This window comes from Amycolatopsis sp. WAC 01375, from assembly GCF_003947325.1.
Lineage (GTDB): Bacteria > Actinomycetota > Actinomycetes > Mycobacteriales > Pseudonocardiaceae > Amycolatopsis.
In genome coordinates this window covers 269480-281473 of the sequence record NZ_QHHW01000037.1, presented here as the reverse complement: position 1 = coordinate 281473, position 11994 = coordinate 269480, and the positions used below count along the sequence as shown (strand labels likewise).

Sequence of the window (11994 nt, the reverse complement as noted above, 5' to 3'; positions counted from 1 at the left end):
GGGTCCGCGGCGGCAACGACTCGGGTCTTCCTGCTCACCGAGCTGATCACCTGAAGGCCGAGGGCCAGCGCTTCTGCTGTGAGTTCGCAGCGCTGACGGCGCATCGTTCCGGTCAGAACGATCCGGTCACCAGGGCGCAGCACAAGCCCTCCGATACCGACCTCTACGACCGGGACCGCGGTCGCTCCACCCGCGTGGGTTGTTCCTCGCGGAGAACCACATCGACCTCATCGACATCGAGGCCGAGAAGGTCGGCTACCGCTTCCAGATCTCATCGTTCTCCCGCGGACACGTGCCCGTCCGCCCAAGCGGCTTGCGCGAGATCTCGTAAGTAGCCGTGGTGCGACTGGATGACCTCCGCCTTGTACAGGCCGAAGTCATGAGCGACGTCGAGCCCTAACACAGAAGACGTGATCAGTCTCGGCCTGCTTCGATTCGCTTAAACAACGTCGTGGCGAGGAGTTGTGTCTGCGTTCTCCACGCGGCGGCAAACGCCTCCCATCTACCGGGCGAATCGCCACAAATCTCGGCGACCTTCGCCGCGAGCCGCGGGCCATAGACAGGGTGGCGCTCAAGGTCACGCACGGGCATACGCCAAGCGAGCTCGTCGGTCATATGCGCGGACCCAAGGACATGAGCAACAACAACCTCCCGGTTTCTACTGCGGTCACCAAGCAGGTCGGCGAGCACCGCTACCGGGTCTGCCACCGCCGCGAGTTCCTTGTCCGTTGGCAAGGGTTCGACGGATGACACGGATTTCACTGACTGTGCGGCGGGCGGATTTCGGGCAGTGAGGATTTCGGCGCACAGTCGACGTGTGCGGCTGCGAGCAGGTAGCGACTCGTGGATGTCACGAACATGGTCATCCGATAAGCGGTCAAGCAGGAACCGGATATGCGACGACGATGACGCCGCATTTCCCACGATCGCGTCGACAAGTTCGTAGTGGGCAGGCTTCCGCGGGGTCTGGCCATCGACAGAGGCCGCACGTATCAACGCATCTATACAGGCGGACGTTGTAGCAGCGCGAGCGACCGCGACAAGATCAGTCCACTCGCCCGCTCGAGCAACCCGTACTGGATCCCATCCCTCGGCGATCAACCTGGCGACCCTATCGCCTACTTCATCTCGCGCCAACTCCGCGAACCGCGGAAACCGCTTCAAATAGACCACGACCTCATCGGCCTGAGCTGTCTTCAATTCTGGCAGGCACTCAAGCAGTTCGGCATCGTCAAGCTCTTCCGCGGCAAGGAACGCACGTCGAACCCGTGAACCATGCTCGGGATCGCGAAGCAGTTCCTCCCGTCGACTGGACGGCAGTTCACCGATCAGGCCCCTAAGCAGCGAATCCTGGTCACGCCTACTGCCCCAGCCTGGCGCTTCGGACACCTGTTCAGGTGGCGGCGAACCGAGAACCGCTTCAAGAACGCTCGAAGCGACTCGCGTTCTCGCTGGAGCGGACCACCTCTCGGTATCCCACCACAGCTCCGCAGCGTCGTCGTAGGACAGCGCGGCGATCTTATGCACGGCTTCCTTCTCGATGTCCGCCCGGCGCAACGCAGCCGCGAGAACACTGGCCTTGGCCGGAAATCGGTTCAGCAATTCAAGAGCCTCTGCGGCTGTGCAGCAGTCATCCGCGACAAGGTCCGCCGCACCCCACCACTCCACGCCGGCGAGCAGGCGCTGCCGCACCTCAAGGTCGAGGTCTACCCGAGCGAGCAGGGGTTTGATCTCCCGATCCAGCACCCGTCTAGCCGCCTTGTCGATAAGCTGCCGCTTTCCCTCTTCAGGCAGATCCGGCAGTTCGGCCAATCGCCCCCACAGATCACGCAACTCGGCTACGGGCCGATCTTCATCTAGGCGAGGTTCGGGAGGGCTATCGGCGGGTGCAGTAGGCGTCACCACTCTCCGACGCGGGAGGCCGAGAGCTAGCCTGGCCGCAGCCAGGTCGTCGACAACAAAGAGATCTTGACTCCATTCGCCAGGCCAAGCCACAACCAGCAGGTCACGATCTTCAGCGGCACCGAGCATCGCACGTTTGTCCGCATCCGTCTTGGCCTGAGTGACCACGCCGTCCGCACCGACCCGCAACAGCGTCACCGTCCTGGCCAGCCAAGGCAAGGACTCCGCCGAACTCGTCGGCCGTAGACGCGCATCGAAAGCGATCTTTCCCCTCATCTGCGCCATAATAGGGAACTGGGTGGATCAAGCCAGACGTCGTGCGGCAAGAAAATTAGCCTGTGGACATCAATGAGGTTGCGCTATCCGCGATTCGGGTTTGACAGACAGTCGTCGCTCTACAGACCGAGGGGTGACTGGGTGGGCACGGGTTGCACCGCTGGTCGATCCTGCGGACGTCGGTGGAGCGCCTACATCCGTCGATCGAGGCCAGGATCTCTGCCATCGTCATGGACTGTATTCGCGCAGTCCCAGCGGGCGCGGACCGTGCGCATCAGCAGTCGTGAGCGCTCTGCTCCGAGGCCGAAGTGTCGCATCAGGCCTTCCGCCGAGATCGGACGTTGGTGCTCCTCGCGATGACGGCGGTCCACCTCGACGGCTCTCCCTACGAGGTCGTCGTCGAGTTTCGACAAGCTCGACCGCTTCGTAGGCGGCGGGGACGTATCGATCTCCTGAGGCCGCGTGTCCGAGGGAGCTTCAGGCACCGTCGGAGCGAGGCGGTTCGGTGACGGCGCCAGAACTGCAGGTTCTTCTGCAGGCGGCGCCGCGGAGGCCAGCTCACGGAGTAGCGCTGGGCCGACATCGGCCCAGCCGATCAACAGGAGCGGTCCGACCGCATCGAACAGCGCCCGGCCGATCTCCCCCGCGACGAGCGGTTCCGCCACGTTCAAGGCCAACGTGACGACGCTGGAGACCAGCAGCAGACGCCGCGCCGGTCGAATCACCTCGGCAGAGGCTCCACGCAACGACAACTGTCGGATCGCGATGAGCAGCGCCAGTACCGACAGGTCCACAGCAGGCGCTACCAGTGGAGCAACCCAGCCAGGCACACCCAGCCGGAGACCGAACGCCAGGACGTTGCCGAACCCGAACAGGAACGTCAGTCCGACGATGACGCCGACGATCACCGTGACCAGCTGCAGAACAGCATCACGCTCAACCGGAAAACCAATAGCTTTGGCAGACACGACGTAACTCCTCGTAACCAGCAATCCAAGATCAACTGGCGATATTCAGGCGACCGGAACGCGCCGCAACGCGTTCGAAGCCGCCCCAACGAGGAGGAACGAGAGACTGTAGACCTGCGAAAACAGAGGAAACGCCTGGTCAGGAGCTGGTTCGATCTTCCCTGACACGGAAGAGGTCACTGGTTCAATCCCAGTATCGCGCACCATCTGTTTTCGCAGGTCAGAAGCCCTGCTCCTCCTCGGAGGGGCGGGGCTTCAGTCGTTCTCAAGACGGCATCCGATGGCCTTGGGAGCGGTCTCGAGCCGCATGTCACCGAACGTGGCATGCAGGTGCGGGAACCACTCCCCCAGCTTCGTCCGCTCACGCGGCGTGAGCGCGACCAATGACCCGACCCAGCGCGTCTCCAGCGCTTGCAGAATCTGCTGGCGCATCAGCGGGGTCACATGGTCGTAGACCCTGGCGATGCCTTCATCTTTTGACCCAATCGTGCTCTGCGGGCGACTTCGGGGATACCGTCCTCGGCGAGCCAGGTGCTGTGACTGTGCCGCCCCTCGTGGAAGGTGAACGTCGGCAGGATCGGCTGCACCGCTTCCGCCGACCGCGTGTGCTCAGCATCACTGCCGTCCCAGACCGGGCGCCAATAGCGGTTGCGAAAGTTCGACCGCCGCAACGGCGCACCTTCGGCGCTGCAGAGCACGAACGGAAAGCTGTGCCTGTCCATCAGTTCTTCATAGAAGACCGCGATACTCGGCGGCAACTCCACGCTTCGCGTACCTGCTGGGGTCTTGGTCCGGCCCTTCTTCGCCCGACCGCCCTGTCGCCGCGGTGTCACCGGGCGAGTCGGCCGAGGCCCGAGATCGGCCAGTCTCGAGGTGTCGACCCGGCGACCACCTTTGAAGAGGCGTCCGCCAACCTCCTTTAACGGCTCACGGATCTGGATCGCCCGCGCTTCGTTGTCGTACTCGTGCCGCTGCTGACCCACCAGCTCTCCCCAGCGAGAACCGGTGTAAAAGTCGAGCAACCCCAGCACGAACCCAGCGAGCCCGAGCCCGCTCTCGTACAACCGCATCGACGCGCGCAGTGCCTGCACCGGTGTCGCGACGAGGTTCTCGACCTCGAACTCGCCCGAGGTGACCCGACCAGCGTCGCCGCACCGGACGGCGTGCTGTACGGGTTCAACATCGGCAGCCAGGGCCTGGTGCACTGGAACAGGTTCGCCGCGGACAACTACAACAGCGTCGTCCTCGGCCGGTCCGGCGCCGGAAAAAGCTACCTGGTCAAACTCGAAGCGCTCCGATCGCTCTACCGGGGCGTCGAAGTCGCGATCATCGACCCGGAAGACGAATACCGCCGGCTGTGCGAGGCGATCGGCGGCACCTACATCCGCCTCGGCGACCCCGCGGTCCGCATCAACCCCTTCGACCTGCCGATCGCGACCCGGCCCGACGGACGCCGCACCGCGCCGAAGGACGCGCTGACACGACGCATCCTGTTCCTGCACACCGTGATCGGCGTCCTGCTCGGCATGGAACTGTCCGCGCACCAGCGCGCCGTCCTCGACCGGGCGATCCTGGCCACCTACCAGCAAGCCGGGATCACCAGCGATCCCCGGACCTGGAGCCGACAGGCACCACTGCTACCCGACCTCTCCGCGACCCTGACCGGCACCGGTGATCCGGTCGCGGCCGACCTCGCGTCCCGGCTCCATCCGTCCCCACCAGCGGCGGACGCATCACTCCACTCACACTGCACCTCGTGCAAACACTGCGCGCCAACGGAATGACCGGGAACAGGCTCGGCTGCTTCGCCCACCGACCAGCCAACCCAACCTCCGACCATCCCCAAGGCCGCGCCTGCGACATCATGTTCAATCCCCACAGCCAGCCCTCAGTGGCCGAGGGATCCCAGATCGCAGGCTGGCTCATCGCCCACCAGGCCGGACTCGGCATCCGCTAATCTCATCTGGCAGGGCAGGTACTGGTCAGCTGACACCCCGACGTGGAGTGCCTACCAATTCAGGGCTTACGGCTGCCCGAACCCGAACAACCTCACCGGCTGCCACTACGACCACATCCACGTCTCGATGTATTAAATGTGCCATATCGCATCTAATGCGGGATTCGTACCGTTGAGATAGATCGCCTGGTCGGTTGAAGCGGTTCACCGTGCTGATGCCAATCGCGATGATGCCTAACCCGCGACGTCCATGTCAGACTCGGCAACATACGCCTTGCCGAGCTCGACAGCCCGCCTGCAACCCACGAAAGACGCCGTCTCCATCTACCACCCTGTGAACTCCACCCAGTCCAGGTTCGCCAGATTGATGTTGCCTAGATGCTCCACCGCTCGGCAGGCACTACCCGGAACGACTGCGACTCGCGGCATGAGCGAGAATTGCCCACCGGAGTGCAATGGAGCAGACCCGGTAGGAGAGGAGCCATCCATGTCTGTTCGCTTGAGCGCAGTCATCAAGGCGCCGAACGGATACCTCCTCGCCCTACGGCAAGACATGCCGGACAGCACCCATCAACATCTTCTGCCCGGCCGCATGGTCGACAACACCGACCGGCCGTTCGAGGACGCATTGCAGCGTGCCCTCCGCGAGCAAACGAACCTCAACACGACCATTGGCGCGCTCATCGACATCGACAAGACTGGCGTTAACGACGAATACGTGTTCATCGCGCACATCGACAGGGCCAACCCGGTTTCAGGGAACTTCCCTGATCGGCTCCCTCCGGCGCCAAGCGGCTGTTCCTGGAACTGCATCGAGCTCACCCCAACCGCCATTCACGACGCGAACTTCACGCCCAAGGGGATCGGATACCTCCTCGCCGGGCACCTGCGACACGGCCGGCAGCCGTGGGCACTGGCCGATCTCCGATCACGACCGCCCGCCACTCGCCGCCACCATAAGGCGCGCTGAGCCACGAAAGTCCAGCGGCACAGGCGGGCAGTGAAGGGGCCACGCCCGCCTCGCGGCATGACAGGATGGTCGAGCTGAGTCTCGTGGCGCCGAGTCGGTGCAGAGGACGAACGGGCTGGTGACGTGCTTGTGGACCGATTCTCCCCAGGCGGAACAGGATCTGCGCGCCGCTGGCTGGCGTCCTGGACGGGCTGTGGATGTCGCCGACTGGCGGCAGCGACTGGAGGCCAGTGGTGAAGTGCGCATGCATCCGGCCGCAGCGGAATTCTTGGCCGAGTTCGGCGGGCTGAACGTAGAGATGGACGGTCAGGACATCTCGGTCGCTGTGGGGCTCGAAAAGTCGTCGCTGCAGCTCAGGCGGCGTATCGGTACTCGTTGACTACTCCTGCGAGGACCGGGGTCCGCAAGAGTCTGCGGGCCTCGAAGTCTTGGATGCGCTCCTCCTCGCCGGGATGGACGGCGGCGGAGCGGTGTTGCTGCACGCCGCCGTCCACCTGCTCGAAACCGTCTGCGCCAAGGGATCCACCAGCCACGCCGATCGGGACGAGTGGCGGTCGCTCCTCGTCACCGCCTATTTGGAGCGGCACGACCGCGAGTCGGATCCAGCGGATCTGAGGCGGGCGGAGCAGCGGCTCGCCACGATCTCGGCTGCACACTCAGGGCTACCGGAAAGACTCTTCCTCGTCGGCGACTCGTTTTACGCGCAGTACAGAACACTGCAGAATCCCGACGATCTCGACGGCGCCATTCACCACTACGAACGAGCGCTGGCAGCCACACCCCAGAGCGACTCGGAACTGGCCGCACGCGCGTATGCCTTGGGAGAGGTCTATCAGCTGCGGTACGACCGATCCGGGCGAGCCGAGGACCTGAACCGCGTCATCGACTCCTGGGAACGGATGCTCACGCGGCTGCCGAGGAAGGACCCGGATCGAGCCGGAATGATCTCCAAGCTGGGTACGGCCTACAGCAGGCGCTATGACCACGCTGGCGCCCTGGCCGATCTGGATCACGCTCTGGAGCTGCTCGAACTGGCGAATTCGACCTTGCAGCAAGGGCATCCCGCCGAGGTCGGCAACTGGTCGGCACTCGGCGTGTCCTACCTCTGGAAGCACGGCCGGTCGGGGGACAAAGCCCATCTCGATCTCGCCATCGAGATGGGCGAACGAGCGGTGGGCCTGTCCACCCCCGCGGCGGCGGACACGCTGAACAATCTCGCGATCACCTATCTGACCATCTATAAGAGTTCCGCATCACCTTCCGACGCCGCACGTGCCATCGAACTCGGCGAACAGGCACTGCCCGTCGTCACCGGAACGATCAGGGTGCCGGTCCTGTCGAACCTCGGTCTCACTTACCGGCGGCGATACCGCAACACCGGGATACCCGGTGATCTCGATCGCGCGATCGCCCTCGGTGAGGAGGCACTGGCGTGCACACCGGAGGACCATCCTTCCATCGGGAGCGCCATCGTCAACGTCGCCATCTCGCACCGCCTGCGCTTGGACCAACCAGGTCACACAGGCGACATGAGGTTCCTCTCCACGATTGCGGACAACCTGCGCAGGACCTCCACCTCGCCTCCGCTGGAACAAGTGACCGCCCACTACGCGGTTGGCGGGCTGGCATTGGCGATGAACGCGCTCGACATCGCGGTGGAGTCGCTGGACACAGCGGTGGAACTGTTGCCGTCGGTGGTGCCGCGGCACGCAGGCACGGCCGACCAGGAGGCACGGCTCAGTGAGCACCTCGGCCTGGTCGGAGAGGCGTTCGCCGCCCATTGTGCGGCCGCCGACCCCACGGGGGCGCTGAGGATCGCGGAACTCGGCAGAGGGCTGCTGCTCGGAGCGCAACTCGACGCTCGCACAGATCTGACCGAACTGGGGGCGGTGCACCCTGGGCTCGCGGAACGGTTCCGGGCACTTCGGAAGAAGCTCGATGCCCCAGAGGGCGATCGGCTTCGCCTGTGGGCCGAGCACGACGAGTTGCTGGGCCGGATCCGCCGTCGGCCGGGCTTCGAGCGGTTCCTCACCACCGTCCCGTTCGCCGAACTGCGCACCGCGGCCGAGAACGGGCACGTGGTGCTGGTCAACGCCGGCGAAGACCGCGGCGACGCGGTGATCGTGGGCGCGACCGGCGACCCGATCATGATTAGCCTGCCGGGCCTCACGGGCGAAGACGCCCGATCCCGTGCCGGAACGTTGCTGTCGCTCATGCACGGGCGGCCGAGCATGGCCGCGCGACTGCGCAGGCAGCGGGAACTCTCCGCCATCCTCGTCTGGCTGTGGGACAAGGTCGTCGCTCCGGTGCTGGGTGAGCTGCCCACGTCGAACTCGACGCCCAGGGTGTGGTGGCTGCCCATCGGCGTGCTCGGCCTCTTTCCGTTGCACGCCGCCGGACATCCCGGACAGCCCGGCGCGCTTGACGCCGTGGTGTCCTCCTACACCACCACGCTCCGGGCACTCGCACAGACGAGGAAGCGTCCGGCGGCCAAAACCAGACGGCAACTTGTCGTCGGCCTGAAACACACGCCGGGAATGCCCGACCTGCCAGGCCGCAGCAGAGACCGAAGCCTTGGTCGCGCAACAGAAGGTGACCTCACTGCTCCGCGACCGCGACGCCACCACCACCCGAGTGCTGGCAGCGTTGCCGAAGATGACCTGGGCGCACTTCGCCTGCCACGCCACGGCGGACCTGGAAACGCCGTCGCGCGGTGGCCTCCGGCTGCACGACGACCTCCTGTCCGTCTCCGCCATCAGCAGACTTCGGCTCGCTGACGCCGAGCTGGCGTATCTGTCGGCGTGCTCCACCGCCCAGGGCGGCGTGTTGAACGTGAACGAGTCCATTCACCTGGCTTCGGCGTTCCAGTTGGCCGGATTCCGGCACGTCGTGGCCAGCCTGTGGCCGCTCGAAGACAACGCGGCCGGATTCGCGGCACAGTCGTTCTACGACAACATGCCGTCTACAAGTGACGCGGATGACGCCGCCGTCGCTCTGCACCAGGTCGGCCGCGGCCTCCGTAGTCGTCACCCCGATCGCCCGGACCTGTGGGCCCCGTTGATCCACTACGGCCTGTGAGGCGCGGCGGACAGGAAACCCAGTGCGGCGCAGAGTTCTGGCACCCCACAGGGTTTCGCGCGGTGACGATGCCGCTGGATCGAGCGTGGAGTGGCACCGGCCGCTGACCGCGGTGCCGGCGCTCCGCCTGCAAGAAGATCGTGACCAGTATTCCGAGATTTCCAATACCCGACTGCACCATTAGGCACCAGCGACTCCGGCTTCCGCGCCGAGGTCGAAGCCGAGCAGGCACTCACCCGGGGGGAACACCTCGTGGCCATGGCCACCGGCCACGAGCATGACCTGACCGGCCCGGCCGCCGAGGACGCCGCCGCGCGGTTGACGGGCTTCGCCGACCGCACTGGCTTCACCGGCGCCGTGGTCACCGACACCGCACGGCTGCGGCGCATCATGACCCGGCACGACCCGCACATCTACCCCAGCTCCTGTATCACCTGCGCGTTCAACCCCGACAAGGCCCTGTGCATGCCCCGCAACGACTCCCGCGGCACCTCGCGCCCCTCCACACTGGACTGCCAGCCCCTGGCCTGCCGCCACGTCGCCCTCACGCCCAGCAACATCGCCGAACTGCTCACCGCCGAAGCCGCTCGCCGCCCGGCCCTGCCGCCACGGCTGCTGGCCGACCTCACCGCCCGACACTGCCGACCGCGTCCACTGTGTACGCCGCGATCGACCGGTATCGCGACGAGGCCGGGCGCTCGCCGAGCACACTCGCGGTCGCCACCCGGCTCGGACTGGCCAACACCACCTTCCGCCGCAACTTCCCCGACATCGTCGCCGAGTTCGCGGTCGCCAAAACAACCGCCGCCGACTCAGCCGTGGCGGCGGACGCGTTCACCGCCCTGCGCAAGGACAACGCCCGGTTACGCCTGGCCAACCAGGAACACACCGAGCATCTCGAACTCGCCACCGCCACCCACCCCACTCTCAAAGAGATGATCGGAGCACGCCGGGCGGCCGCGAGGACCACAGCATCGCGCCCGGCTGCCGACTGGGGCCGCAAAGGCACCAGCTGGGGCCGCCGGTGATCAGCGCCGGCACCTATGTGGCCAACATGGGCAAGCTGATCTCCTGGGCCGCGGCCGAATAGGTGCCCCGTCGCCGCGCTCATCGAGGGTCCAGTACGCAGTGCGTCCCGCGGTAGATCGTCGGCATGCACTTGTTGCAGTGCACGCAAAGCGAGCGGGCCCCGGACCGCAGTCGCAGCGGCAGGTCGGGCTCGCGCAGCAGGGCTCGCGCCATCGCGACGAACTCGAAACCGTCCGCCATCGCCTGCTCCATCGTCTCCAGCCGCGTGATCCCGCCGAGCAGGATCAGCGGTAGGTCCAGCGCCTCGCGGAACTGGCGTGCCCGTTCCAGCAGGTATGCCTCCTGGAACGGGTAACTGCGCAGGAAGGTGCCACCGGCCGCCCGGATGCCCCACCGCAGCGGCCGCGGGAACCGCGCGGCGAACTCCCGCACCGGCGCGTCCCCAGTGAACAAGTACATCGGGTTCAGCAGCGAACTGCCCGCCGTCAGCTCCAGCGCGTCGACGGACCCGTCCGCCTCCAGCCACCGCGCGACCCGCACGCTCTCGTCCAGCCAGAATCCGCCCGGCACCCCGTCGTCCATGTTGAGCTTCGCGGTCACCGCGATCCGGTCGCCCGCCACGTCCCGGACCGCCCGCGCGATCTCCAATGCCAGCCTGGCCCGGTTCTCGAGCGATCCGCCGTAGGAATCCCGCCTGCGGTTCAACCGCGGACTGAGGAACGAACTGACCAGATAATTGTGTCCGAAGTGGATTTCGACCGCGTCGAAGCCGGCTTCGATCGCCACTCGCGCCGCTGTCGCGTGTGCGCGCACGACCCGATTCAGATCGTGCTCCGTGGCTGCCTTCGTCATCCGCATCCCCAGCGGATTCGGGAACCGCCCCGGCGCCAGCGCGGGCGACCGGTTCGACGCCGCGTTCGCGACCGGCCCCGCATGCCCGATCTGTGCGCTCACCGCCGCACCCTCGGCGTGCACCGCGTCGGTGAGCCGGCGCAGACCGGGCACCGCCTCCTCGCGCATCCAGATCTGGTGCCGGTCGGTCCGGCCCTCCGGGGACACCGCGCAGTACGCGACCGTCGTCATCCCCACGCCACCGCGGGCCACCCGCCGGTGGAACTCGATCAGCCGATCGGTCACCACGGCGTCCGGGGTCGCTCCCTCGAAGGTCGCGGCTTTGATGATCCGGTTGCGCAGCCGCACCGGGCCCAGCCGCGCGGGCGCGAAGACGCCGGTCATGACCCCGCCAAGCCCGCGGTGAGGAACGCGCGCAGCGTCCCGGCCGGCACCTCGCCCGGCATCTCGCCCGCGAAGAACTGCAGCACCAGGCCGAAGGCGAGCAGCCACCGGTGCGCCGCGCCCGCCTTCGACAGCTCCGGCCGCGCGTCCCGCAACAGCTCGATCCACGGCCCCAGCCCGAACCACCGCGAGGTCCAAGTCGGCTCCTGCCGTCCCAGTACGAACCGTGCCAGCAGCCGCAACCGCAACTGCCCGACCGGGTCCGCCGCCAGCTCGGCGAGGGGAGTCACGACGAGATCGACCAATTCCGCCGCCGTGGGCACCCAACCGCCCCGCCGTCGCTCCGTGATCTCGTCGAGCCGCCGTTGCCACATCGGCGCGAGCCGGGCCTCCAGCAGCGCGGCGATCAAGGCGTCCTTCGAGCCGAAGTGGTAGTGCACGGCCGCCGGATTCATCCCGGCCGCGCTGTTGATCGCGCGGACGGACACCGCGTCGTAACCGGATTCCAGCAACATTCGCTCGGCGACGGTCAGCAGTCGCTCCCGGGTGGTGACGTCGGTGCTGGGCATACCCGCAGC

The 11994-nt window shown here is 66.3% G+C and carries 10 protein-coding genes and 3 pseudogenes; 7 read left to right on the top strand and 6 right to left on the bottom strand.

The genetic code is table 11. From position 1 onward, the window contains the following. Window positions 1-199 precede the first annotated feature (199 nt). Complete coding sequence (locus DL991_RS43800) at window positions 200-331, top strand: hypothetical protein (protein ID WP_255431400.1); 132 nt, start codon at window positions 200-202, stop codon at window positions 329-331. 83 nt (window positions 332-414) lie between these two features. On the opposite strand, the gene DL991_RS43025 is transcribed toward DL991_RS43800, so the two are convergent. From DL991_RS43025 to DL991_RS27200, 3 genes and pseudogenes are all read right to left on the bottom strand, one after another. Further along, the gene (locus DL991_RS43025; protein ID WP_199746699.1) at window positions 415-2178 is read right to left on the bottom strand and encodes a hypothetical protein; all 1764 of its coding nucleotides are present in this window, start codon (window positions 2176-2178) and stop codon (window positions 415-417) included. 191 nt (window positions 2179-2369) lie between these two features. Then, entirely contained in the window at window positions 2370-3146 is a 777-nt protein-coding gene (locus DL991_RS27210; protein ID WP_233599011.1) for a hypothetical protein, read from the bottom strand. Window positions 3147-3401: 255 nt separating this feature from the next. Continuing rightward, window positions 3402-4285: pseudogene (locus tag DL991_RS27200) on the bottom strand (integrase); the annotation flags it as partial. On the opposite strand from DL991_RS27200, the pseudogene DL991_RS27195 reads away from it, so the two are divergent. From DL991_RS27195 to DL991_RS43795, 5 genes and pseudogenes are all read left to right on the top strand, one after another. Further along, a pseudogene (locus tag DL991_RS27195) lies at window positions 4265-4891 on the top strand (helicase HerA domain-containing protein); the annotation flags it as partial. The pseudogenes DL991_RS27200 and DL991_RS27195 overlap by 21 nt on opposite strands. Before the next feature lie 699 nt (window positions 4892-5590). Then, window positions 5591-6073, top strand: coding sequence for an NUDIX hydrolase (locus tag DL991_RS27190; protein ID WP_125787172.1), 483 nt, complete (start codon window positions 5591-5593; stop codon window positions 6071-6073). A gap of 127 nt (window positions 6074-6200) precedes the next feature. Next, window positions 6201-6452 carry an SUKH-3 domain-containing protein gene (locus tag DL991_RS27185; RefSeq protein WP_158634456.1) on the top strand — a complete coding sequence of 84 codons (252 nt, stop codon included), beginning with the start codon at window positions 6201-6203 and terminating at the stop codon, window positions 6450-6452. Window positions 6453-6525: 73 nt separating this feature from the next. Then, window positions 6526-8616: pseudogene (locus tag DL991_RS27180) on the top strand (tetratricopeptide repeat protein); the annotation flags it as partial. Window positions 8617-8665: 49 nt separating this feature from the next. Beyond that, complete coding sequence (locus DL991_RS43795) at window positions 8666-9151, top strand: CHAT domain-containing protein (protein WP_158632677.1); 486 nt, start codon at window positions 8666-8668, stop codon at window positions 9149-9151. 180 nt (window positions 9152-9331) lie between these two features. On the opposite strand, the gene DL991_RS42695 is transcribed toward DL991_RS43795, so the two are convergent. Beyond that, entirely contained in the window at window positions 9332-9553 is a 222-nt protein-coding gene (locus tag DL991_RS42695; RefSeq protein ID WP_158634455.1) for a hypothetical protein, read from the bottom strand. Window positions 9554-9807: 254 nt separating this feature from the next. Here DL991_RS42695 and DL991_RS27165 point away from each other — a divergent pair, with 254 nt between their 5' ends. Further along, window positions 9808-10179, top strand: a complete 372-nt coding sequence (locus tag DL991_RS27165; RefSeq protein ID WP_125787168.1) for a hypothetical protein — start codon at window positions 9808-9810, stop codon at window positions 10177-10179. A 79-nt stretch (window positions 10180-10258) separates the two neighbouring features. On the opposite strand, the gene DL991_RS27160 is transcribed toward DL991_RS27165, so the two are convergent. Both DL991_RS27160 and DL991_RS27155 read right to left on the bottom strand, forming a co-directional pair. Continuing rightward, window positions 10259-11416, bottom strand: coding sequence for an NADH:flavin oxidoreductase (locus DL991_RS27160; RefSeq protein ID WP_125787167.1), 1158 nt, complete (start codon window positions 11414-11416; stop codon window positions 10259-10261). Then, window positions 11413-11985, bottom strand: a complete 573-nt coding sequence (locus DL991_RS27155; RefSeq protein WP_125787166.1) for a TetR/AcrR family transcriptional regulator — start codon at window positions 11983-11985, stop codon at window positions 11413-11415. Before DL991_RS27155 ends, DL991_RS27160 begins: the two co-directional genes overlap by 4 nt. Between the last annotated feature and the right edge of the window lie 9 nt (window positions 11986-11994).

Bases quoted from the DNA above. Each gene is read 5' to 3' on its own strand.
- DL991_RS43025 (WP_199746699.1), bottom strand. From the start codon at position 2,178: ATGAGGGGAAAGATCGCTTTCGATGCGCGTCTACGGCCGACGAGTTCG.
- DL991_RS27190 (WP_125787172.1), top strand. From the start codon at position 5,591: ATGTCTGTTCGCTTGAGCGCAGTCATCAAGGCGCCGAACGGATACCTC.
- DL991_RS27160 (WP_125787167.1), bottom strand. From the start codon at position 11,416: ATGACCGGCGTCTTCGCGCCCGCGCGGCTGGGCCCGGTGCGGCTGCGC.
- DL991_RS27155 (WP_125787166.1), bottom strand. From the start codon at position 11,985: ATGCCCAGCACCGACGTCACCACCCGGGAGCGACTGCTGACCGTCGCC.